General features: G+C 72.2%; 13 protein-coding genes. 4 read left to right on the top strand and 9 right to left on the bottom strand.

Annotation, left to right across the window (positions count from 1 at the left end; translation table 11 throughout):
- The first annotated feature begins 232 nt into the window (after nucleotides 1-232).
- Together ligD and NR792_RS32070 are read left to right on the top strand one after the other, a co-directional pair.
- Nucleotides 233-2,842, top strand: coding sequence for a DNA ligase D (ligD, locus tag NR792_RS32075; RefSeq protein ID WP_375756521.1), 2,610 nt, complete (start codon nucleotides 233-235; stop codon nucleotides 2,840-2,842).
- Nucleotides 2,843-2,916: 74 nt separating this feature from the next.
- A complete protein-coding gene (locus NR792_RS32070) occupies nucleotides 2,917-3,870 on the top strand; it encodes a DMT family transporter (RefSeq protein WP_375756520.1) in 954 nt (317 codons plus the stop codon).
- Nucleotides 3,871-3,879: 9 nt separating this feature from the next.
- Here NR792_RS32070 and NR792_RS32065 read toward each other — a convergent pair whose 3' ends face one another.
- The 5 genes from NR792_RS32065 to NR792_RS32045 all read right to left on the bottom strand — a co-directional run bounded on the left by NR792_RS32065 (nucleotide 3,880) and on the right by NR792_RS32045 (nucleotide 13,360).
- A complete protein-coding gene (locus tag NR792_RS32065) occupies nucleotides 3,880-7,614 on the bottom strand; it encodes a VCBS repeat-containing protein (protein WP_375756519.1) in 3,735 nt (1,244 codons plus the stop codon).
- 87 nt (nucleotides 7,615-7,701) lie between these two features.
- A complete protein-coding gene (locus NR792_RS32060; protein ID WP_375756518.1) occupies nucleotides 7,702-9,216 on the bottom strand; it encodes a hypothetical protein in 1,515 nt (504 codons plus the stop codon).
- A 54-nt stretch (nucleotides 9,217-9,270) separates the two neighbouring features.
- A complete protein-coding gene (locus tag NR792_RS32055; RefSeq protein ID WP_375756517.1) occupies nucleotides 9,271-10,707 on the bottom strand; it encodes a DUF1501 domain-containing protein in 1,437 nt (478 codons plus the stop codon).
- Nucleotides 10,708-10,724: 17 nt separating this feature from the next.
- Nucleotides 10,725-11,396 (bottom strand): hypothetical protein, encoded by a 672-nt coding sequence (locus NR792_RS32050; RefSeq protein ID WP_375756516.1) that lies wholly within the window; start codon nucleotides 11,394-11,396, stop codon nucleotides 10,725-10,727.
- Nucleotides 11,396-13,360 (bottom strand): DUF1585 domain-containing protein, encoded by a 1,965-nt coding sequence (locus NR792_RS32045; RefSeq protein ID WP_375756515.1) that lies wholly within the window; start codon nucleotides 13,358-13,360, stop codon nucleotides 11,396-11,398. Before NR792_RS32045 ends, NR792_RS32050 begins: the two co-directional genes overlap by 1 nt.
- Nucleotides 13,361-13,535: 175 nt before the next feature.
- Here NR792_RS32045 and NR792_RS32040 point away from each other — a divergent pair, with 175 nt between their 5' ends.
- Nucleotides 13,536-14,105 (top strand): DUF420 domain-containing protein, encoded by a 570-nt coding sequence (locus NR792_RS32040; protein WP_375756514.1) that lies wholly within the window; start codon nucleotides 13,536-13,538, stop codon nucleotides 14,103-14,105.
- A 22-nt stretch (nucleotides 14,106-14,127) separates the two neighbouring features.
- Here NR792_RS32040 and NR792_RS32035 read toward each other — a convergent pair whose 3' ends face one another.
- From NR792_RS32035 to NR792_RS32020, 4 genes are read right to left on the bottom strand one after another with little or no spacing between them, the layout of a single operon-like run.
- The gene (locus NR792_RS32035) at nucleotides 14,128-15,345 is read right to left on the bottom strand and encodes an ATP-binding protein (RefSeq protein WP_375756513.1); all 1,218 of its coding nucleotides are present in this window, start codon (nucleotides 15,343-15,345) and stop codon (nucleotides 14,128-14,130) included.
- Entirely contained in the window at nucleotides 15,342-15,779 is a 438-nt protein-coding gene (locus NR792_RS32030; protein ID WP_375756512.1) for a response regulator, read from the bottom strand. Before NR792_RS32030 ends, NR792_RS32035 begins: the two co-directional genes overlap by 4 nt.
- On the bottom strand, nucleotides 15,776-18,040 hold the full coding sequence (locus NR792_RS32025; protein ID WP_375756511.1) for an ATP-binding protein: 2,265 nt from the start codon (nucleotides 18,038-18,040) through the stop codon (nucleotides 15,776-15,778). Before NR792_RS32025 ends, NR792_RS32030 begins: the two co-directional genes overlap by 4 nt.
- Nucleotides 18,021-18,629: a biliverdin-producing heme oxygenase gene (locus NR792_RS32020; protein WP_375756510.1), complete on the bottom strand. Its 609-nt coding sequence runs from the start codon at nucleotides 18,627-18,629 to the stop codon at nucleotides 18,021-18,023. Before NR792_RS32020 ends, NR792_RS32025 begins: the two co-directional genes overlap by 20 nt.
- A gap of 276 nt (nucleotides 18,630-18,905) precedes the next feature.
- On the opposite strand from NR792_RS32020, the gene gltB reads away from it, so the two are divergent.
- The gene (gene gltB / locus NR792_RS32015) at nucleotides 18,906-23,477 is read left to right on the top strand and encodes a glutamate synthase large subunit (RefSeq protein ID WP_375756509.1); all 4,572 of its coding nucleotides are present in this window, start codon (nucleotides 18,906-18,908) and stop codon (nucleotides 23,475-23,477) included.
- Nucleotides 23,478-23,479: the final 2 nt, after the last annotated feature.

Genomic DNA, 23,479 nt, shown 5'->3' with positions numbered 1-23,479 from the left:
GTGTGAATGCTCGGGCCCGAACAATGTGGGGATGGCTCTTCCCCGAACCAAGCACCGTCCCCTGGCTCATCCCTCCTTCGAGCCCAGGGCGGGCGGACGACCTGGGGCCCATTTCGGGGCTGTGGCCGGAAAATCAGGCGCGGGGTCCGCGTGGGGAGCGCCTGCCTTCCTGCCTGCCCACCAGCCGATGTGAGGAATTGCGCGCCCGCTCTCCTGTGCAGAGCGTTGGAGGGTGAAGACCTCCGACACCCAGAAGCGTCTGCGCCGATACAGGACGAAGCGAGACTTCCAGCTCACGCCCGAGCCGTCCCCGGACGTGGTGGCCCCGAAGTCGAGCGCTCCCGTCTTCGTCATCCACAAGCACGACGCCACCCGGCTGCACTACGACCTGCGGCTGGAGATTGGCGGCGTCCTGGTGAGCTGGGCCATCCCCAAGGGCCCCAGCCACGACCCCGCGGTGAAGCGGCTCGCGGTCCAGACGGAGGACCACCCGCGCTCCTACGCGGACTTCGAGGGGCACATCCCGGATGACCAGTACGGCGGCGGCGATTCGCTGCTCTGGGAGTCCGGCACCTTCGAGGTCGTGCCCCCCGGCGACGCCGAGGCGCAGCTGAAGCGCGGGCACCTGGAGGTCCTGCTGCACGGCGCGAAGCTCAAGGGGCGCTGGCACCTCATCCGCACCCGTCCGCGCGGCGGCAAGGCGCAGTGGCTCTTCTTCAAGGCGAAGGACGAATACGCCAAGGCCGGCTACGACGTCACCGTGGAGCGCCCCGAGTCCGTGAAGAGCGGCCAGGTGGAGACGCAGGGCCCGCGCAAGCCCGGGGTGCTGCGCACCCGGAAGCCCGCCGCGAAGCCCGCGGCGCCCGTGCGCGCGGTGTCCAGGGCCCGCCTCCAGAAGACCGTGCGCAAGGGCTCGAAGGCGGCCCGCCCACCCGCGACGCCGGAGAAGCTGCTGGAGCGCGTGTGGCCGCCCATGCTGGCGCGGCTGGCGGTGTCCGACGAGGTGCACGACGAGACGCACACCTACGAGGTGAAGTACGACGGCTTCCGCGCCGTGTGCGCCGTCACGGACGGGAAGCTCGCCTTCCAGAGCCGCCGGGGCAACGACCTGTCCGGCCGCTTCGCCCGGCTCGCCGCCGCGCTGCGCGAGCTGCCCGCGAAGGACGTCGTCGTGGACGGGGAGATTGTCGCGCTCGACGCGAAGGGCCGCTCGCGCTTCCAGATTCTGCAGAACACGGAGGAGGGCGCGGAGCAGCGCTTCATCGTGTTCGACCTGTTGTGGCTGGACGGCGAGGACCTGCGCGAGCTTCCCTACGAAAAGCGCCGCGCGCGGCTGGAGAAGCTGCTGGCCAAGGTGGAGCTGCCAGTGCAGCTCTCCGAGAAGGTGGACCTGCCGCTGTCGCGCGCGCTGCTGGAGGCGCGGCGCAAGGGGTGGGAGGGCCTCATCGCGAAGCGCAAGGACTCGCCCTACACGGGCACGCGCTCCGGGGACTGGCTGAAGCTGAAGGTCGTCGCGGGCCAGGAGGTCGTCATCCTGGGCTATCTGCCCATCAAGAACGAGCGGGCGAAGTCGGAGATTGGCGCGCTGCGAGTGGGTGTGCGCGGCAAGGACGGCTTCCACGACGTGGGCAAGGTGGGCACGGGCTACAGCTCGAAGGACCGCCGCGAGCTGCGCTGGCTGCTGGACGCCACGCGCGTGAAGAAGCCGTCCGCGGTGGGCGCGCCCACGAGCACGGACACCGTCTGGGTGAAGCCGAAGTACGTGGCCCAGGTGAACTTCACGGAGTGGACGAAGGACGGGCGCCTGCGCCACCCCGTGTTCCAGGGCCTGCGCAGCGACAAGGTGCCCAAGGAGGTCGTGCGGGAACACCCGGCCCCCATCGAGGGCGCCGCGCGCCGGGGCTCGCGCCGCGCGCCGGCCCAGGCCTCCGCCCGCACCGCGACGAGCAAGGCGCCCGCCGCGAAGGCGACGCGCGCGAAGTCCGCACGCGCGCCGGAGGTGGCCCTCACGCACGGCGACCGCGTGCTGTTCCCCGGCTCCGGCCTGACGAAGGCGGACGTGTTCGCGTACTACGAGCAGGTGGCGCCGCTGCTCTTGCCCGTGCTCGCGGACCGGCCGCTGTCCCACCAGCAGTGGCCCGCGGGCATCCAGGCGCCGGGCTTCTTCCGGCACGAGCTGTCCGGCATCCCGGCGTGGATGCCCACGCTGCGCGTGCGCCATGAGGACAAGACGCTGCGCCACGTGAACGTGAAGGACACGTCCGCGCTCCTGTGGCTGGCCAACCAGTCCGCGCTCACGCTGCACATGTGGCTGTCGCACGCGCCCCGGCTGGCGCAGCCGGACTTCGTGGTGTTCGACCTGGACCCCGGCAAGGGCGGCTGGAAGGACGTGGTGAAGGTGGCCACCCTGCTGCACGCGCGCCTGGACGAGCTGGGCCTCAAGTCCTTCCCCAAGACGTCCGGCAAGCGCGGCCTGCACGTGCTGGTGCCCCTGGCGCCGGGCCACACCTACGCGCGCACCCAGGCGTTCGCGGACACGCTGGCGCGCGAGCTGGAGGAGGAGCTGGGTGACATCGCCACCACGGAGCGCTCCATCCGCGCGCGCGGCGGGCGGCTCTACATCGACGCGGGCCAGAACGCGCGCGGCAAGACGGTGGTGGCGCCCTACTCCCTGCGTGCCGTGGAGGGCGCGCCCTTCTCCGCGCCCCTTGAATGGAGCGAGGTGAACGGCCGCCTGGACCCGCACCGCTTCCGCCTGGAGACGCTGAAGAAGCGCCTGGACGCGGTGGGGGACCTGTTCGCGCCCGTGCTCCGGGTGAAGCAGGTGCTGCCGGACGACTGAGCCCGCGGCTGACCCGCCGCTCCCGGGAGGGATGTTTCCCCAAGGGGGCGGCGCGTGCTACTGCCCGCGCCGCCATGTCGTCCGTGACCGTCGTGAGCCCCGTCGCGAAGCCCGCGCCGCGGTGGAAGGTGTCCCTGGCGTACGCCACCTGCTTCGTCCTCTGGGGCTCCACCTGGGCCGCCGTGAAGGTGGGGCTGGAGGACCTGCCGCCCCTGCGCTTCGTGGGCACGCGCATGCTCGTCGCCGGGGTGGCGCTGCTGCCCTTCGCGCGCTCGCGCGGGACGGCGCTGGGGGGCGGCACGGGGTGGCGCATCGCGGGGCTGGGCGTGCTCCAGCTCGCGGTGCCCTTCGGCCTGCTCTTCGTGGCGCAGCAGTGGATTCCCTCCAGCTGGTCCGCGCTCCTCTTCTCCACCTTCCCCGTGTGGCTGCTGCTGGTGGGCCGCGTCGTCTTCCCGGATCAGCCGCTCACCGGGCGCAAGCTCTTCGCGGCGGCGCTGGGCCTGACGGGCGTGGTGGCGCTCCAGCACCAGGAGCTGGTGTCGCTCAGCTTCTCCGGGCAGGTGCTGCTGGGCTGCGCGATGACGCTGTTCGCGGCGTCGGTGGTGGCGGTGGCCAACGTGCTGGTGCGCCGGCACATGACGCACGTGCCGCCGCACCTGCTCACGCTGGTGCAGACGCTGAGCAGCGCGGTGCTGCTGCTCTCCGCGTCCGCGCTGCTGGAGTGGAACCAGCCGGCGCACTGGACGCCCAAGGCGATAGGCGCGCTCCTGTACCTGGCGCTGGGCGGGACGGTGCTCACCTACCAGTGCCTGTACTGGCTCCTGCCGCGCATCTCGCTGGCGGCGCTGGGCGCCATGGCGCTGCTGGACACGCTGGTGGCGGTGACGCTGGGCGTGGCGCTGCTGGGCGAGCCGCTCACGCCGTCGCTGCTGGCGGGCGGCGCGCTCATCCTCACGGCGGCGGCGCTCGCCAACCGCGACGAGGCCCCGGAGGCGAAGGTGCCTCCGGAAGCCTCGCCCCCGGTGTGAGGCCGTGACTCAGAACGGCAGGGGCAGCGCGTACGCCGTGCCGTTCTGCGTGCCGGTGCGGTAGCTCCTCGGCGCGCCGATGACGGCCGTGGGCGGCGAGCCTCCGCTCCCGGGGACGACGGAGATGGACTGGCCGAGGAAGGAGCGCTCGGCGCCGTCGCCCACCACCAGCAGGAAGGGCGACAGCGGGCCCGTGGACTTCGCGCCGCCGGCGAAGAGGAACGCCGCGCCGTCGCCGTCCGAGGCCACCGACGCGTTGGGCGCGCCCACCCAGAGGTCCGGCACGCTGTCGCCGTTCAGGTCCTTGCCGCCCGCGAGCGACGTGCCGAAGCTCACCGCGCGGGCGCGGTAGGTGAGGTTCAGCGGGGCCAGGTCGAACACGTCCAGCAGCTTCTCACCGGAGGCGGGAGGGGTGAGCTTGGAAGTCTGGATGAGCAGCACCGCCGGCTGGCTCACGCCGTCCACCAGGTAGTTGTTGGCGCTCACCGCGAGGTAGTCCGCCCCGGAGGTCCCCAGGAACTTCCCCGCGCGCGTGGTGGCCACGCCCAGGTTCATCAGCGCACGTGACACCTCCGTGTCCCCGGCGATGCGCACGGTGGCCCCCGTCGTGCGCGCGCCGCACCGGGTGCCGCCCGCGTCGTAGCCGTAGGCAATCACGATGCCCGAGTGCGTGTTGTCCGAGTAGCGCCACGCCACCTCGTCGCAGCCATCCGCGTTGAGGTCGCCGACGGAGGCGATGGCGGAGGTCTGCGGCAACGAGGTGGTGTTCCACTGCGCGGGCGGCCAGACGATGGGCGTGGACGGCCAGGAGTACGCCGGGTCACAGGCCAGCGTGAGCTTCGCGAGCGTCGCGTCCTCCGGCGCCCGGCCCAGGAACACGTCCATGCCGCGGTCGCGCAGCACGGCCACGTCCTCCTTGCCGTCGTTGTTGAAGTCGAAGCCGCCCACCACGCCCCGGCCGATGGTGGTGCGCTTGCACTTCGTGGCCGCCGGGTCGTCACAGGTGGCGACCACGGATGGCGCGAACACGCGGTAGGCCGGCTTGAAGGTGCCGTCCGCCTGCCCCGCCGACACCAGCAGTCCGCCCAGCGACTGGGTGGCCGTCGTCATGCAGGCGTTCTGCACGTAGGGGTCGCGCTCCGCCGCCGCGGAGTTCGTCGCGGGGATGACGAGCCCCGTGGCGCTGGCCACCATGTCCGGCCGGCCGTCGCCGTTGAAGTCCGTGAACGCCACGTCCACGCCCACGTTGCGGCCGCCGTACCACGGTGAGCTGGCGCCCTCCCCCGCCACGGTGGCCTTGCCGGGCTCCGCGGTGTCGAAGGTGTACGCGCGCCCCACGGTCATGTCCGCGCCGTCGTTGTTGGGGCCCGGGCCGGAGAAGCCCTGCGCGCCCACCAGCGCCATCACGCGGCTGCCCAGCCGGGTCACCGCCACGGTCTCACCGAAGCGCTCCACGCTGGCCCTCGTCGTCACCTCCAGGCCGCTGCGCGTCCAGTCCGCCACCGTCGCGCCGGCCCTCGTGAAGACGTCCACGCGGCCGGTGAAGGCGCCCGTGGGCGACGACGCGCGGCCGGAGAAGCCCACCAGCACCGGGCCGGACGGCAGCGTCCACGCCGCGAGCCCCGCGCCCAGCACCTCCGCCTTCGCCGCGCCGCCCAGGGCCGCGAGCGGCTTGTTCATCACCGTGTCCTTCGACAGGCCGGTGAGCGGGTACACCAGCACCTTGCCCGCGTTGCCCAGCGTCGTGGTGCCCACCGTCACCGACGCGTACGGCGCGCCCAGCAGCAGCTCCGGCCCCGCCGTGCCGTCCACGTCCATCACCGCCCAGCTGCGCGTCGCGGTGATGCCGCGCGCGTCGCCGTAGAAGCGCGCGAACGCGTTCGCCAGCGGCACCGTCGGGGGGTTCACCGCCGCCGGGTCGTCCACCAGCTTCGCGCTCCGCAGGTCGAAGAGGTACGCGCCGCCCGCGTCCTGCTGCGACGCCACGCCGTCCGACGTCCGCAGGTCCGGCGAGTCCGCCTTGTCCGCCATCACCACGAGGAACGGAGGCCGGCTGCCCTCGCCAGGGATGGTGCCCAGGCGCCAGGTGCCCTCGTTGTTCAGCGTCTCCACCGCGGTGTTGGACGCCAGCACGTACAGGTCCGCGGCGGAGCGGTAGCGCGCGCCCGCGGCACGCGCGAAGTACACCGCCACGGCCATCTGCTGGCCGTTGGTGGTGCCGTCCGCGTTGTAGCGGGTCAGCCGGTGCAGCGCCGCCAGGTCCGGGCGGCCGTCGTCGTTGAGGTCCGTCACCGCGAGGGCGCGGCCCAGCTCCGTGCTGCCGCGCAGCACGAACTTGCCGTCCTTGTCGATGTCCTGGCCGCCCAGGCGCACCGCCGGCAGGTCCGGGACGGGCTGCCCCTTGGCGAGGATGAAGATGTCGACGACGCCGCGCCGGCTGATGCCGGAGATCGTGGACAGGTCGCCGCCGGGCGAGCCCACGAACAGGTCCATGTCCCCGTCGCCGTCCGCGTCCGCGATGGCCATGCCCGTGCCGAACCCGCCGCGGCCCAGGCCGGTGAGCGCGGGCCTCAGCAGCGCGGGCGCCTGGCCCGCCTTGAACGTGTAGAGGTACACCGCGCCCGAGTCGCCGATGGTGACGTCCGCGCCCGGCGAGGACACCGCCAGGTCCGCGTGCCCGTCGCCGTCCAGGTCGCCCGCGGCCAGCATGTCGCCGAAGAGCGCGCCCTCCGTCTCACCGGTCAGCACCCAGGTGGGCTTCGCGGGCAGGCCGGAGGCGCTGCCCTTGTAGACGAACACCGCGCCGCCCGTGGGGCGCGCCAGCTCGCTCTCGCGCTGGCCCACCGCCAGGTCCTGGATGCCGTCGCCGTCGAAGTCCGCGGTCACCAGCGTGGCCACGTCCGACAGCTTGCCGTGCGCCAGGAGGGGCCGCGTCAGCTCGTCCAGCACGCGCACCGACACCGTGGCCACGTCGGAGGTGAAGGCGTCCTTCGCCTCCAGCACGATGGTGCCGGTCGCCCCCGCCTCCACCACGATGCGGCCGTTGACGATGGCGCCGGGGCCGGACTTCTTCGTCCACGTCACGCGGTCCGTGCCGCCCGCCGTGCCCAGCGGCGCGGACGCGCCCGACGGCACGCCCAGGAACGGCGGGTCGCCCACCAGCTTCGCGGCCTTGCTCACCGTGTACTGGAGCACCGCCGTATCGCCGGACTTCGTGTCGCGCACGGTGATGACGTCCTGCGCCTCCACCTGCCCCGCCGTGTAGACGCCCGTGTCGGTGAGCGTGGCGCCGGAGCCGTTGGTGTTGAGCGTGAAGGTCGCCGTGCCCACCAGCCCCTCGAGGGCAATCTGGAAGGACGTGCCCGGCCGCAGCATCGCGCGCGCGGGCGCGACGCCGAAGCCCGCGATGACCTTCACCCGCACGCTGGTGGAGCCGCCGCACTGGTCGTCCACGACCGTCAGCGTGTCCTCGCCGGGCGTGGCGCCCGCGACGAAGCGGTTGCCGCGCATGTCGCCGGAGGAGCCGCCCGCCTCCGCGCGGAAGCTGTAGCGGCCGCTGCCGCCGCCGGCCGTCAGCGTGGCCACGCTGCCGGAGCGCACCGTCGTGGGCTCCGCGGACAGCGTCAGCGGCGCGAGCCCTTCGCAGGGGCCCACGTAGGGGAGCTGCTCCGCGGGCTTGAGCTCACCGTCACAGCCCAGGGTCAGCAGCGCGGCGAGGGGGGCCGCGCGGATGAAGCGTTTCATGGGGGTGCCTCGGAAGGGGGCGCCCGTCCTCCCGGGGAGGAGGACGGGCGCATGCACGGAAGGGGAAGCAGTCGTGAAGCAGGGACTTCAGGGCAGCGCGCCGGACGACACCCAGCGCTGGATGAGGGCGATGCCCTGCTGATCCAACGGCCCGTCCGCGGGCATGCGCAGGTCGCGCACCGCCGCGTTGATGAGCTGGGCGTTGGACTTCCACAGCTCGTAGGTGTTCAGCGGCCGGCCGGGGCTGGTGGTGTGGCACTTGGCGCAGCGGGCCTCGTGGATGGGCCGGATGTCGCGCGCGTAGCTGGGGGTGGTGGTGAGCGGCTGGTAGACGAAGGGCAGCTGGCGCCGCGCCTCCGTGCCGTCCTCGAAGCGGGCCACCACGCCCAGCGTGTGCCCGCCCGGCGTCAGGCTGGCGAAGGAGAACGCCTTGAGCGTCTCGCCGTCCGCCTCCAGGCCTCCCAGGCTGTACGCGGGCCCGGTCGCTTCGACCTCCTGGCCCTGCAGCTGGAAGTGGACGCTTTTGGGCGTGCTGCCCGGCGGCAGGTGGGCCTGGACCACCAGCCCGTCCTCCACCACCAGCATGCCCTGGTGCATCCCCGTCACGCGCGGCGCCGGCGTCTGGCTGATGGCCAGGGCCTTGTCACCCACGCGCACCCACGCGCAGCCGCTCTCGTCCGAGGCCAGCAGCGTCACCGCCCCGGAAGGCAGCCCCTCCGCCACGCCCCAGACCTTCGCGTCCGCGTCGTAGACGTAGAGCCGTTCGCCCGCGCGGGCCCAGAGGTAGCGCCCCGCGCCCAGCAGCTGCTCCGGCCGCGACGGCAGCGACACCGTGCCCCAGCCGTCCGTGTTCCGGCGCAGCAGGCGGGTGCTGGTGAGCACCCAGGTTTCGCCCGCCGTGCCCGTGCCGGCGCTCAGCCCGGCCAGCGCCTGCACCGTCTCACCGCCGGCGAGCGGCGCGTCCGAGCCGCGCACCTGGTAGACGCCCGGCGCGGACGCCACCACCACGTTCAGCTTGCCCTCGCGCGCGAACCACAGGCCCGGAAGGCCGTCCTCCGCGGGCGCGGCCGTCATGGTGGTGATGCCGGTGAGCGGCTGTCCGGACAGCTTCAGCGACGCGAGCACGCCGCCCTGGATCTGGAACAGGCCCGTGGGGTGGGCAATCCACGCGGCGCCGTCCGCCGTCTGCGCGGTGGCGACGATGCCGGTGCCCAGCACCTCCTGCCACAGCGGCTCAATCAGCCAGCCCTGGTCCGCGAGGAACAGGCCGCTGTCCGTCTCCACCAGGGCGCTGTGCGGCCCCAGGCGGAAGGTGGCGCGCACGGAGCCGAGCGCCGCGGTGTTCCGCGGGTGGGCGGCGAGCGCGGCCTGGGTGCCGTCCAACCGCAGGCGCACGGCCCCACCGCCAGCGGTGGCGAAGATGCCGCCGCCGGACTGGTCCGCGAAGCCGGGCACCGCGGCCAGCGACTGCGCCGTGGTGACCTGGGTGGCCGTGAATGCCGCGGGCTTCGCCGGGTCGCTGCCCGGCGGTGCGTCCTCGCCGCACGCGGAGAACAGCACCGCGGACAACAGCAGGAGCGAGGGGGGGAGGAAACGCGCCACGGTGGGGGAACCGTGGCGCGGCCGGGGACGCATGAGGGGAGTGCTCATCAAGGTTCAGGCAAGGATGAACCGCAGCGGGTCCACCCGCGTGATGCTGTAGTCCAGCTTCGCCGAGGCCAGCACCGTGGCGATGATGTGCTCGGGGAAGATGTTGGAGCCGTTCGGATCGATGGCGCCCGTGCGCAGGTCCACCAGGCCCGGCGACATGCCGATGTCACCGCTGCGGCCCACCACCAGGTTGTGCTTGATGCCCGCGCCAATCAGCAGGCAGCTGTTGGACAGGTGGTGGTCGCGCCCGCCCGTGGCGTTGATGGTGGGCGTGCGAGCGAACTCGCTGAACACCAGGATGGTGGTGTGGTCCATGAACTTGCCGCCGGAGGGGTGGTCCGTCGCGCGCAGGTCCTTCACCAGCAGGTTCAGCGCGTCGAAGCCCGCCCGCTGGTTGGTCGCGTGCGTCTGCTGCGTGCCGAAGTGGGTGTCCAGGCCGCCGGCCAGGTTGATGGACACGCACTGGCTGATGCCCTTCTTCAGGGCGGTGGCCACCATGGCCGCGCGGCCCGCGGCGCTGTTGTACGGGTAGGACTGGTTGGTGAGCCCGTAGAACTCGCGCACGGACTGGTTGGCCGCCAGCTGGAAGCGGAACGAGTCCGACAGCTTGTTCTCCATCACCGTCTGCATCTGGCCGCGGCTGCTCTCATACGCCGTGCCCACGCCCCGCGCGGTGAGCGCCTGCTCCTCGCAGGTGATGGGCTGGCCGTTGAGGTCGATGAGGCTCTTCTCGATTTCGCTGTCCAGCTGGCGCGCCGCGCTGGGCGGGTCCAGCGTGAGCACCAGGTCCGCCAGGCCGCTGACGCGCAGCGCGTTGGCGTAGCCGCCGTAGCGGTCGTTGTAGGACTCCACGCCCTGGGCGATGGACGGGATGGGCACCGCGGGCTTCATCTGGCCCACGATCTCCGTGGCGGTGGAGGAGCCGCGCGCCGCGCTGCCAATGGGCATCTTCCCGGTGAGGAAGTAGCGGTAGCCCACCTCGTGGGTGAGCGTGCTCATGTTGATGCCGCGCACCACCGTCATCAGGTCGTAGTGGTCCGACAGGCTGCCATTGGGGCTGGTGCTCGGGTTCGTGTCGCCAATGGCCGGCCCGAACAGGATGTTCGACGGGCCCACCCCCGCCTTCTCCTTGGGGACGATGGGCACCTGCTGGAAGCGCGAGTCGGTGAGCAGGTTGTAGCCCGGCATGATGCGCGTCTCGGAGACGCGGTCGGCGGTGAACACCGCCGGGTCCCGCGGATCCAACGCGAGCAGCTGGTCCCACCCGCCGCTGAAATACACGAACACGAAGCAGCGGTCGGGCGCGGCCAGGTTCGTCGCCTGGGCCACGGCCTTGAAGGGGATGCCTCCCAAGAGGAGGGAGCCCATGAAGCCGGCTCCGGCCTTGAGGAAGGTGCGGCGCTCGGGGCAGCTGACGAGGTCGTCTTGGCGTGTCTTCTTCATCGCAGGCACCGTCAAGGTCAGTAGGTGATGAAGCGCGAGTCCGTCAGCATGGCGATGCACACCACCGCCAGCGCCTGGTCGCGCTTCTTGAGGGTTTCGGCCCGGGCGGCGGCCTTGCGGAAGAACGTCGCGTAGCGCGTGAGCTCGTCACCGGCGAGGGGCGCGCCCCAGAACCGGGTGGAGAGGTACACGAGCGTCTCGCTCACCTGCGCGTCCGTGAGCTTCGTCAGGTCGCTCATGGGCGAAGGCAGCGTGCGCCCCAGCGTGCGCAGGGTGACGTCCGCCTGCGCGATGTCCTTCTGCGCCTGGGCGATGCAGACCTTGCGCGCGCCGTCGTCCAGGAAGCGGGCGAAGACGAGGTTGGGCTCCGTGTTCTCCGTGGTGATGAGCGCGTAGTCCGCGCGGCCCAGCGACTGGGCGCGCGCCTCCAGCTCATCCCACTCCATGCCCACGGCGATGCGGATGGACTCCTTGAGCTGCGCGACGGTGAGGCGGCGGGGCGCGCGGCCCACGCTGCCACCCTGGGCCTCCGGGTCCGGCAAGGGGTCGATGGAGTCCGTGTTCCCGTGCGGGTTGGGCACCGGGTCCAGCTGGGCGTCCAGCGGGACGGGCTTGGCGGGGGCGTCCACGGAGCCCTGGGTGCAGCCCGTGGCGAGCGCGAGCAGCGCGGTCAGCAGAAGGCGGCGCATCAGTCGATCCTCCGGTACGCGTCGGACATCACCACCTGCTCGATGAGGCCCTTGAGGCTGTGGTTGTTCTTGGCGAAGTCCTGCGACAGCGTCTGCAGGTACATCCGCTGCTCCTCGGCCGTCATGGCGCGGCCCAGGAACTCGTTCCAGATGCGCTTGACGGTGCAGCGCTCCAGGTCGCCCGTCTCCATCATGCGCTTCACCAGCGCCTGCGGACCGCCCTCGATGTTCTTCTCCTCGTCCGCGCTGCGGTAGAGGTAGGTCTTCAAGAGGCCCAGCGAGTTGGCGCCGTCGCCGTCGAAGGCCTGCATCACGTACTCCCTGCACTCGCCGTCGCAGTTGGTGTTGCCGGCGAGGGCGCAGTCGCGGCACTTCACGTCCAGGCGGGGGAACTGCTCCGGGGACAGGAACAGCGCGGAGCGCTCCGCGTAGCGGCCCCAGTGCGCGCCCGTGGGCTCGATGGTGGCGTGGCAGTAGTTGCAGCCGCAGCGCTTGGCCAGGTTGTTCTCGCGGTTGCAGGCGTCGTCCGGGGGCGGCAGGTTCGCGTCCGCGGCCGGGGCGAAGTGCTTGCAGAGGAACGCCTCGTAGAACTCGTTCACGCGGGCGCGCTGGGTGGGGAAGCGGTAGAGGAACGCGGGCGTGGTGAGCACGCCGGAGTGGGTGCTGTCGCGCGTGTACTCGCTCCACTCGGTGGTGCTGGCGTACGTCACGGCGGGCAGCACCGCGTTGTCCGCGGGGGCCTTGATGCTGAAGACGCCCACGCCCTGGCGCTGCCGGTAGAACTCCGACAGCGGGCCGTTCACGAAGGAGCGGCGGGTGGTGAGGATGTTGAAGTAGGGCTCGTCGTTCCGCACCACGGCGTCCGTGATGTAGAGCGGCTCCTCGCTGAAGGACGTGACGCGCGCGGTGTGCACGTCGGAGATTTCGCAGCGGCGCATCTTGTCGCCGCAGCCGCAGCTGCGGTCGCCGTTGAAGCGCCCCGTCTCACAGGACTGGCCGTTGTACGGGTTCGTCGCGCGGTTCTGCGCCTCGATGGCGCACACCTTCACGGGCTCCGTGGTGGTGGACCAGTACGGCTGCACCGTGGTGGTGACGTAGCCCTCGCGGTGCACGCAGCCCCGCTTCGGGCTCCAGACGCCGGCCTGGCTCGTGGAGATGTCGAACCCGCAGCGCTCCAGCGTCAGGGTGCCCGTGCCACCCGCCGGCTGCACCCAGGCGGTGATGACGCCCGTGGCCGGCGACGGCACCAGCACCTTGGTGGTGTTCTTGTCGGGGTCCGGCAGGCAGAGGTAGCCCACGGACTTGCCCGCGGTGCCGTTGTAGCGGTTGTCGCAGAAGTTCACGTACTTGCCGTACGTCGCGTGGGCCTTCAGCGCGTTGCAGTCCGCGAACTTCAGCTCCGGCTCCGTGGCGTTCACGTCCAGCGGGCGGCACTCGTAGAAGTTCGTGTCGTAGTCGTAGCTGACCGGCAGCGGCACGCCCTGCGCGTCGCGGCAGGCGGGGGCCGTGGAGTTGTCCTGGTGCGGGTCCTGCGGGTTCGCCTTGCAGCTGTCCTGGGCAATCTCCCCGTCACAGCGCTGGCTCTGGCCGCCGCGCAGCGCGTTGGAGTTGTTGCTGGCGAAGGAGAGCGGCGTGCCGGACACGCGGTAGTCGCCGTTGCCCTGCACGCTGCCGCTGATGTTGGCTCGCAGCAGGGCGCGGTGGAAGTTGCGCATCCGCGCGTAGAAGGACTCGTCACCCATCATCTTGCGGACGTCTTCCGCGGTGACGGAGCCCTTGGCCTGGAACGCCTTGTACTCCTCCATGGTCGGAGGACGTCCCAGCAAGTCGAGAGAAAGCTGACGCAGGTGCCGCTCCAGGGGAACTTTCGCCACAGGCGCGCACACCGCTTCTTCAGCGGCCGAGGGCAGGGCGAGCAGGAGGGCGGCGCCCGCCAGGGGGGCAAGGCAACGCACGCTGAACACGGGGAACCTCCGAGAGGGGGGGTCGGGGGTGACGCAGTGCCTGGGAGTATGAGGGGATTTCCGGTTTGTAATCCAGCCGACCTAACCGATTCCATTCAACCGACATATCGGTGTTTGTAGGCCTCTACTCTGAGGCGCTGTTGCAAGCCGGGCCTGACGCGGGCCACAAGGGGGCATGTCCAACGCCGCCTCCGGGCTGACCCCGTCGTCCCCGTCCACCCAGGACCGCTCCTTCTTCATCGCGATCGGCGTGGTGTCCGCCGGCGCGCTGGCGCTGCTGGCGTGGCTGCTGCTCATCCGGCGCGGAAGCGCGGGGCTGGGCGTGGACCTGCGCTTCATGCCGGCGGTGAACGCGGGGCTCAACGCGACGGCGGCGGCGCTGCTGCTGGGCGGGTGGGTGGCCATCAAGCGCGGCGCGCGGCGGGTGCACCAGAACCTGATGGTGAGCGCGTTCCTCGCGTCCGCGCTGTTCCTGGTGGGCTACCTCGCCTACCACTTCGTCCACGGGGACACGCGCTACGTGGGCGACTTCCGCGGGCTGTACCTGACGCTGCTGGCCAGCCACGTGCTCCTGTCCATGCCGGTGCTGCCGCTGGCGCTGGTGGCCTTCTACTTCTCCTGGCGGCAGCAGTTCGCCCGGCACCGCAAGGTGACGCGGTGGCTGGCGCCCATGTGGCTCTACGTGTCGGTGACGGGCGTGGTGGTGTTCTTCATGCTGCGCGGCGGCGTGCCCGCGGTGCCCTGAGGACTTCGCGCCTCCGGGCGTGTCACGACGCGGTGTACTCGGGGCCGCCGCCCGTGGAGGCCGGCCCTGGCGCAGCCTGGGTGGGGCCCGCGGAGAGCGGGATGCCCCGGGGCAGGCGCACGGTGAAGGTGGAGCCCTGGCCCTCCACGCTGGCCACGGCGAGCGTGCCGCCGTGCAGCTCCACCATGCGGCGCGCGCTGGCCAGGCCCACGCCGCTGCCGGACACGTCCCGGGACACGTTGCGGCCGCGGTGGAAGCGCTCGAAGACGAAGGGCAGGTCCGCCGCCGGGATGCCGATGCCCTGGTCCGTCACGGCCAGCAGCACGAACTGCTGCGAGTCCGCCTCCTCCACCGTCAGGCGCACGGTGACGGTGGAGTCCGCGGCGCTGTACTTCACCGCGTTGCCCATCAGGTTCTCCAGCACGCGCTCCAGGGCGTGCGCGTCCCAGTCGCCGGTGAAGTCGCGCCCGTCCGGGGCCTCCAGGACGAAGTGGTGGCGCGACGCGTTGGCCTCCAGCTCGCGCACCTTGCCGCGCACCATGGCCAGCAGGTCCAGGGGCTCGCGCTTGAGCGGGCGCTCCTGGCCGCGCGTCACCTCCAGGAAGTGGTCGATGAGCTCGCCCATGCGGTGCGCCGCGCGCACGATGTGGCCCAGGCGCGTCTCCAGCGCGGGCGACATCGCGGCGGCGGGGATCTGCCGGCGCAGCACCTGGGCGTTGAGCGTCATGATTTGCAGCGGGCCCTTCAAGTCGTGCGTCGCCAGCGAGAAGAGCTCGTCGCGCACGGCCAGGGCCTCGCGGGCGGTGGCCTCGGCGCGCTCGGCGCGCAGGCGGCGCTCCTCCAGCTCGCGCGCCATGTTCAGCGTCTCCACCGCGGCGCGCAGGCTGCGGCGCAGGCGCTCCGGGCTGAAGGCCTCCTTCACCAGGTAGTCCTGGGCGCCGGCCTTCATGGCGTCCACCGCCACGCGCTCGTTGCCGCTGCCGGTGAGCACCACCACCGCGGGCACCTTCGGCAGGCCCAGCTCCGCGAGCTTCTGGAGCAGGGTGACGCCGTTCATGCCGGGCAGGTGGTAGTCGAGCAGCATCGCGTCCACGGCGTTGGCGGCCAGGTACGCCAGCGCATCCTCCGCGGAGGACACCGGCACCACGTCCCACTGCATGTCCGGGTCACGCGCCAGCGCGCGGCTGACCGCGAGGCGGTCCGCCATGCCGTCATCCACCAGCAGCACGCGCAGGCTCATGCCTCCGGCTCCTGGGCCGCCGGCAGGCGCGCGGCCTTGAACCAGAAGGCGTGCAGCGCTTCGGCGGTGGCCTGCAGCTGGGGGCCGACCTCCGGCTTGAAGAGGTAGCTGTTGGCGCCGTCCGCGTAGGCGCCGTCCACGTCCCCCGCCTCCACGGAGGAGGAGAAGATGATGACGGGAATGGAGCGCAGGCCGGGGTCCGCCTTCAGCGTGGAGAGCACCTCGCGCCCGCTGATGCCGGGCATGTGCAGGTCCAGCAGGATGAGCACCGGGCGCTCCGCGTCCGCGTACTCGCCGCGCTGGTAGAGGTAGTCCAGGGCGTTCTCGCCGTCGCGCACGCGCACCACCGGCACGGGCAGCGGCAGCCGCTTCGCGATGCGCATCAGCGCCTCCGCGTCCGGATCACTGTCCTCCACCAGCAGGAGCGGCTTCATGAGCGAGGCCCCTCGCCCAGCGAGAAGTAGAACGTGGAGCCCTTGCCCGGCGCGGAGTCCACCCAGAGCGCGCCGCCGTGCAGCGACACCAGCCGGCGCGCGATGGCGAGCCCCGCCCCCGTGCCGCCGCCATAGGCCTGCGCGGGGTGCAGGCGGCGGAACAGCTCGAAGATGGCTTCATGGAACTGCGGTGCGATGCCGATGCCGGGGTCCGTCACGTAGAAAAGGTAGGGCGCGGGGGCGTGCCGCGCCGCTTCCGGCCGCGTTTCTCCCGGCCCCAGGAAGCCCACCTCCACCCAGCGCGGCTCGGCTGTCTGGTACTTGGCCGCGTTGCTGATGAGGTTGGCCCACACCTGGCGGATGCGGACGGCGTCACACGCCACCGTGGGCAGGCGGCGGGGCAGGCGGACCTCCACCCTGCCCTCCTCCAGCCGCGAGCCCAGCGTCCTCAGCACGTCCTCCACCAGGGCCTGGTGATCCGTCTCCTCCCACGACAGCTCCAGCCGGCCCAGGCGGCTGTACTCGAAGAGGTCATCGAGCAGGCCGTGCGTGCGCTTCGCCAGCCACGTCAGGGCCTCCAGCTGCGCGCATCCGTCCGCGCCCAGCGCGGGGCCGAAGTCCTCCTGGAGGAAGGAGCTGTACTGGAGGATGCCGCGCAGGGGCTCCTTCAGGTCGTGCGCCACGGTGCCGCCGAACGCGTCCAGCTCCGCGTTGGAGCGGGCCAGCTCCCGCGACAGCCGGGCCAGCTCCTCCGCGTGCCGCAGCACCACGCCCACCAGCGCGCCCTTGAGCGCGCGCGCCGCCTCCAGGTCCTGCGAGGACCACGGCAGGGACGCGCCCCGCGTCTCCTCGCGCCACACGTCGAAGGACGCGCGGGGGCGCAGCCGCTCATGGCCCGGCTCCGGGCGCACGGGCTTGTGCGGGTTGCCGGCCCACGCCACGGTGCGCGCCACCTCCGGACGGAACCACAGCGCGAAGTGCGGCACGGAAGGATCCAGGCGCACCGCCAGCAGGCCCGCGGCCACGTCCGCGCGCGAGGCCAGCGGCGGGTACACGTCCCCCAGCCGGTCCACGGAGAGGACGTCGTCCGGCAGCTCCCGCGCCGCCAGCCACGCCACCAGCGCGCGCACCTCCTCCGCCGACGGCGTGGTGCCGAGCAAGAGCGGCGACGCCTCGGGGCCCGCGCTCGCGCCCAGCACCAGCGCCACGCCATGGGCGCCCGTGAGCTCCAGCAGCAGCGGGGCCTGGGCCTCCAGCGCCCGCGCGGGGCTGCGCTCGCCCAGGTCCGGCACGACCAGCACGTTGAGCAGCGACGCGCGGCGCGCCTGCGCGGCGGCCTCCTGGCCCCGCTCCTCGGCGGCCAGCTGGAGCGACAGCAGCCGCGCCAGCACCTCGCACGCCTGGCGCCGCGCCGCGGACACCGTGCGGGGCGCCAGGTGGTGGCAGGCCATCAGCCCCCAGAGCTGCCCGTCCTTCAGGAGCGACACGCTGAAGGACGCGCCCACGCCCATGTTGCGCAGGTACTCCAGGTGGACCTCCGACACGCCGCGGAGCGCGGAGCCGGACAGGTCCAGCGGGCGCTGGGTGCCGGGCAGGAGCGGAGGCACCAGCCCCACGACCTTCGCGTCCACGTCCGCGATGAGGCGCACGGGGTTGCGCGTGTAGAGGGCGCGCGCCTGCGCGGGGATGTCGCTCGCCGGGAAGTGCAGGCCCAGGAAGGAGTCCACGCCCTCGCGCACGCTCTGCGCCACGACCTCGCCGTGGAAGTCCGCGTGGAAGCGGTAGACCATCACGCGGTCGTAGCCGATGAGCTCCCGCACCGCGTCCGCGGCCTCCTGGAGCAGCGCGACCGGCCCCTTCGCGCGCGCCAGCGGCGACACCAGCCGCTGCACCGCGCTCAGCGCGGAGTCCTCCGCGCCCGCGTCCCCGTCCGGCAGCGGCTCCAGCTCCAGCACGCGCAGCCCGTCGCTGTCGTGCAGCAGCGCGGAGCAGCGCTGTCCGGACACCTCCACGGTGACGGGGCCCGCGCCCACCTCCACGCGCGCGAGCAGCCCGCGGGGCAGCACGCGGGAGAGGGGCTGACCCGGGAGCGCGTCCGGCCCGACGCCGAGCAGCGCGTCGGTGTTGGCGCTCACGACGGCGATGGCCTCCGTGTCCTGGTGAAAGGCGACGAGCACGCCCCGGGGTTGGATGCCGCCCAGCAGGTGGATGGGCTCACGGTCACAGACGCTGAGGTCGGCATCAGAGACGGACGGGGACATCGTGCTCTCGCATCAGCCAGGCGGCGAAGGTGTCGAAGGTATCGCGAGCGCCCTGCACGACGGCCGCGTCGAAGGACCCGGAGGACGCCCGTTCGGACGCCCGGGTGACGGCGTCACCGAAGGCGCGCCACATGGGGCCCACCTGGTCACCATAGGCCCGGAAGAAGGCGAAGCTTCCCACGCGCGCGTCCGGACCGAAGTGGCGCGTCAGGTGGCGCAGGATGAGCTGGCCGCCCAGCGTGGAGCCCTCCAGCACGTACGCGCAGCCCAGCGCCTCCGCCAGTCCCGGCAGGGCCGGCAGCGGGGACGCACGCGGCAGCCGCGCGAGCGAGGCCGTGTCGTGTCCCATGGCGCGCAGGTCCGCTTCCAGGAGCGGCGCCTTCCAGCGCGCCTCCAGGTTCAGCGCGGGCTCCAGGGCCGACAGGGGCCCGGCGAGCAGCGCCTCCAGGGGCACGTAGAGACCGTAGAAGTCCTCCAGGTGGCGCTGGTAGTCCGCGGGCGTCAGGTGCGCGTCCATCAGACGCACCACGCCCTCCGTGCGCTCGTGGTGCGGGCGCGTCTCCGTCTTCAACCGCTGCAGCAGGGCCAAGGTCACCGGAGGATGGGAAGCGGCGCGTCGCGTGGAAAGAACCAATTGCGCTGAATGTTGGCCGTTCATCGCAGACGACTGTTGTCCATCCATCCATGCACGCGGCGCCGGGAGCACCGGGCGTGAGGTTTCACGTGGGGCCTGTTTCCCCGGCACCACTCCACGCGGTGACTCGACCCCACGCACCACCCTGTCTTTACGGGGTGCGACACAGCGCGTTAGCCTGCATGCTCAACAGCTTGGCTTCCCGCGTCATGCGGGAAAGGGGTCCCCACGATGCCGTTCACCCTCCCTCCGCGCTACGGGCTGTACGAGCCGGAGACCGAGCACGACGCCTGCGGTGTGGGCTTCGTGGCCCACCTCCGGGGACAGCGTTCGCGGGGCATCGTGGAGGACGCGCTGGAGCTGCTCAACCGGCTGAGCCACCGCGCCGCGGCAGGGCGCGATCCGGAGACGGGGGACGGCGCCGGCATCCTGGTCCAGCTGCCGCACCGCTTCTTCAACCACGAGGCGCCGCGGCTGGGGTTCGAGCTGCCGCCGCGCCGCCAGTACGGTGTCGCGCAGGTGTTCCTGCCGCCGGAGCCGGAGGCGCGCCGCGCGTGCGAGGCGCTGTTCGAGGACGTGGTGGAGGAGGAGGGGCAGCGGCTGCTCGGCTGGCGCGACGTGCCGGTGGCGCCGGAGGAGCTGGGGCCGCTCGCGCGTGAGGCCGCGCCGGTCATCCGGCAGCTCTTCATCGCGCGGCGTCGCGTGGTGCCCAGCGCCTTCGAGCGCAAGCTCTACCGCATCCGCAAGCTGGTGGAGAACCGCGTGCTGGCGCGCGGCGTGGACCCCCAGGGGCGCTTCCACGTGGCCAGCTGTTCGTCGGAGACGCTCATCTACAAGGGGCTCCTCTTGCCCCGGCAGCTGCCGCGCTTCTACGCGGACCTGCGGCACCCGGAGTTCGTCAGCGCGCTGGCGCTGGTGCACTCGCGCTTCTCCACCAACACGTTCCCCACGTGGGAGCTGGCGCAGCCGTTCCGCTTCATCGCGCACAACGGTGAAATCAATACCCTGCGTGGCAACCGCAACTGGATGACGGCGCGGCGCGGGCTGCTCCAGACGGCGAAGCTGGGCGGCAGCCTGGAGCCGCTGTGGCCCATCATCGTCCCGGGCAAGAGCGACTCCGCGCAGTTCGACAACATGGTGGAGCTGCTCTACCTGGGCGGCCGCACCCTGCCCCACGCGATGATGATGATGATTCCGGAGGCGTGGGAGGGGAACAAGGAGATGGGCGACGAGCGCCGCGCCTTCTACGAGTACTCCGCGTCCCTGCTGGAGCCGTGGGACGGGCCCGCCGCCATCGCGTTCACGGACGGGCAGCTCATTGGCGCGACGTTGGACCGCAACGGCCTGCGCCCCGCGCGCTACCTGGTGACGGAGGACGACCGCATCATCCTGGCGTCGGAGACGGGCGTCATCGACGTGCCCTCGTCGCAGGTGCGCCGCAAGGGCCGGCTGACGCCGGGCCGCATGCTGCTGGTGGACACGACGGAGGGGCGCATCCTGGAGGACGAGGAGGTGAAGCATGACATCACCTCGCGCTGGCCCTACCGCCGCTGGCTCCAGCGCAACGTCTTCACCTTCGAGGACCTGCCCGCCGTCCCCGCCCCCGCGCGCCTGAAGGGCGAGGCGCTGTGGCGGCTGCAGCGCGCGTTCGGCTACACGGACGAGGACGTGCGCACCACGCTGGTGCCCATGGCGGAGACGGGCAAGGAGCCCACGGGCTCCATGGGCACGGACACGCCGCTCGCGGTCTTGAGCGACCAGGCCCCCACCCTCTTCAACTACTTCCACCAGCTCTTCGCGCAGGTCACCAACCCGCCCATCGACCCGCTGCGCGAGGCGCTGGTGATGACGCTGGCCACCGCGCTGGGCCCGGAGGGCAACACCTTCGAGGAGACGCCGGAGCAGTGCCACCGGCTGTCCCTGCCCGGCCCCATCCTCACCAACGGGCAGCTGGCGCGCCTGGCCAACCTGCGCGGCGACACGGGCCTCTTCGAGCCGCGCTCCTTGAGCCTGCTGTACCCGCACGCGGGCGGCGCGGCGACGGCGCTGGAGGTCGCGGTGGAGCGGCTGTGCACGGCGGCGGTGGATGCCGTCGACGCGGGCGCGAGCATCCTCGTGTTGAGCGACCGGGGCGTGGACGCGGCGCACGCGGCGATTCCGGCGCTGCTGGCCGTGTCCGCGGTGCACCAGCGGCTGGTCCGCGACGGCACGCGCATGTACACGGGCATCGTCCTGGAGACGGCGGAGGCGCGCGAGGTGCACCACTTCGCGTGCCTGTTCGCCTACGGCGTGTCCGCGGTGAACCCGTACCTGGCGCTGGACAGCTTGCGCGCGCTGGCGGACGCGGGCGAGCTGAAGGCGGACGCGGACAAGGCGCAGGCCCAGTACCTCCACGGCCTGGAGGAGGGGCTGCTCAAGGTGATGTCCAAGATGGGCATCTCCACGCTCCAGTCGTACCGCGGCTCGCAGCTCTTCGAGGCGGTGGGCCTGCAGCGAAGCCTCATCGAGAAGCACTTCACCGGCACGTCGTCGCGCGTGGAGGGCGTGGGCCTGCCGGAGCTGGGCCGCGAGGTGGCGGAGCGGCACGCGCGCGGCTTCGGCCCCGGCGCGGACGGCGAGGAGCACCTCCTGCCGGTGGGCGGGCAGTTCCGCTGGCGCCGGCAGGGCGAGCGGCACAAGTGGAACCCCGCCACCGTCGCGAAGCTCCAGGCGGCGGTGCGCGCCAATGATGCAACGCAGTTCCAGGAGTACTCGAAGCTGGCGGACGACGAGACGCGCGAGCACAGCAACCTGCGCGGCCTTTTGGACGTGGTGACGGACGGCTGCACGCCGGTGCCGCTGGAGGAGGTGGAGCCCGCGCTGGAGCTGGCGCGGCGGTTCGTCACCGGCGCCATGTCCTTCGGCTCCATCAGCGCGGAGGCGCACGAGACGCTGGCCATCGCGATGAACCGGCTGGGCGGAAGGTCCAACAGCGGCGAGGGCGGCGAGGAGGCCCGCCGCTACACGAAGGACGCCAACGGCGATTCGCGCCGCAGCGCCATCAAGCAGGTGGCCAGCGCGCGCTTCGGCGTCACCGCCGAGTACCTGGTCAACGCGGACGAGCTCCAAATCAAGATGGCCCAGGGCGCCAAGCCCGGCGAGGGCGGCCAGCTGCCGGGCCACAAGGTGGATGAGAGAATCGCCCGCGTGCGCTGGAGCACGCCGGGCGTGACGCTCATCTCCCCGCCGCCGCACCACGACATCTACTCCATCGAGGACCTGGCGCAGCTCATCTACGACCTCCAGTCCGTCAACGCGAAGGCGCGCGTGAGCGTGAAGCTGGTGAGCGAGGTGGGCGTGGGCACCATCGCCGCGGGCGTGGCCAAGGCGGGCGCGGGCTGCGTGGTGGTGGCGGGCTACGAGGGCGGCACGGGCGCCTCTCCCCTCTCCAGCCTCCAGCACGCGGGCCTGCCATGGGAGCTGGGGCTGGCGGAGACGCAGCAGGTGCTGGTGCACAACGGCCTGCGCTCGCGCATCCGCGTGCAGGTGGACGGCGGCCTGCGCACCGCGCGCGACGTGCTGGTGGCGGCGCTGCTGGGCGCGGAGGAGTTCGGCCTGGCCACGGCGAGCCTCGTGTCCGTGGGCTGCATCATGCTGCGCAAGTGCCATCTCAATACCTGCTCGGCGGGCATCGCCACGCAGGACCCGGCGTTGCGCGAGCGCTACCAGGGCACGCCGGAGAACGTGGTGAGCTTCTTCCTGCTGCTGGCGGAGGACCTGCGCCGGCACATGGCGAAGCTGGGCGCGCGCAAGCTGGACGACCTGGTGGGCCGCGTGGACCTCTTGCGCCAGCGCGCGGCGGTGGACCACTGGAAGGCGCGCAAGGTGGACCTGTCCTCGCTGCTCGCCGCGCCGGCCGCGCCGGCCACCGAGCCACGCCACTGCCAGACGCCGCACCGCAAGGACGTGTCGGACCACCTGGACCACGAGCTCCTGTCGAAGGCTCAGTCCGTCCTCGCGGGCGGACCGCCGCTGATGCTGTCGCTGCCGGTGGCGAACACGCACCGCGCGGTGGGCGCCATGCTGTCCGGCGAGATTGCCCGCCGCCACGGCGCGCAGGGGCTGCCGGACGGCAAGCTGCGGGTGAAGCTGAAGGGCTCCGCGGGTCAGAGCCTTGGAGCGTTCCTCGCGGCGGGTGTGACGCTGGAGCTGGAGGGCGACACCAACGACTACCTGGGCAAGGGGCTGTCCGGCGGACGCATCATCGTCTACCCGCCGGAGGGCAGCCGCTTCGCGCCCGAGGAGAACGTGCTCGTCGGCAACACGGTGCTCTACGGCGCCACGGCCGGCGAGGTGTACCTGCGGGGCCTCGCGGGCGAGCGCTTCGCGGTGCGCAACAGCGGCGCGCAGGCGGTGGTGGAGGGCGTGGGCGACCACGGCTGCGAGTACATGACGGGCGGCGTGGTGGTGGTGCTGGGCCAGACGGGCCGCAACTTCGCGGCCGGCATGAGCGGCGGCACCGCGTACGTGCTGGACCGCGAGCGCACCTTCCGCGAGCGCTGCAACCTGGAGATGGTGGAGCTGGAGTCGCTGGTGGACGAGTCCGAGATCTGGCTCGTGCACGGGATGATTGAGCGCCACCTGCACCACACCGGCAGCGCGCTGGCGCGGCGGGTCCTGGACAACTGGGAGCTGATGGTGCCGCAGTTCATGAAGGTCATGCCCTCCGACTACAAGCGGGTGCTCCAGGCCCGGCGCGCGGCCCGCAGGCCGCCACCGACCGCGAGCGTGCAGCAACTCCACGTCGTTGGCGGGGGGACCTGAGC

Origin of the sequence: Corallococcus exercitus (assembly GCF_042231735.1) — a bacterium.
In the GTDB taxonomy this organism is placed as follows: Bacteria; Myxococcota; Myxococcia; order Myxococcales; family Myxococcaceae; genus Corallococcus; species Corallococcus exercitus_B.
Note: the sequence above shows the minus strand (reverse complement) of the source record. Positions and strands in the feature narration are given on the sequence as shown.

Excerpts from the sequence above, each read along its gene's own strand:
- NR792_RS32070 (WP_375756520.1), top strand. The coding sequence starts at position 2,917 with ATGTCGTCCGTGACCGTCGTGAGCCCCGTCGCGAAGCCCGCGCCGCGG.
- NR792_RS32065 (WP_375756519.1), bottom strand. The coding sequence starts at position 7,614 with ATGAAACGCTTCATCCGCGCGGCCCCCCTCGCCGCGCTGCTGACCCTG.
- NR792_RS32055 (WP_375756517.1), bottom strand. The coding sequence starts at position 10,707 with ATGAAGAAGACACGCCAAGACGACCTCGTCAGCTGCCCCGAGCGCCGC.
- NR792_RS32050 (WP_375756516.1), bottom strand. The coding sequence starts at position 11,396 with ATGCGCCGCCTTCTGCTGACCGCGCTGCTCGCGCTCGCCACGGGCTGC.
- NR792_RS32040 (WP_375756514.1), top strand. The coding sequence starts at position 13,536 with ATGTCCAACGCCGCCTCCGGGCTGACCCCGTCGTCCCCGTCCACCCAG.
- NR792_RS32035 (WP_375756513.1), bottom strand. The coding sequence starts at position 15,345 with ATGAGCCTGCGCGTGCTGCTGGTGGATGACGGCATGGCGGACCGCCTC.
- NR792_RS32030 (WP_375756512.1), bottom strand. The coding sequence starts at position 15,779 with ATGAAGCCGCTCCTGCTGGTGGAGGACAGTGATCCGGACGCGGAGGCG.
- NR792_RS32025 (WP_375756511.1), bottom strand. The coding sequence starts at position 18,040 with ATGTCCCCGTCCGTCTCTGATGCCGACCTCAGCGTCTGTGACCGTGAG.
- gltB (WP_375756509.1), top strand. The coding sequence starts at position 18,906 with ATGCCGTTCACCCTCCCTCCGCGCTACGGGCTGTACGAGCCGGAGACC.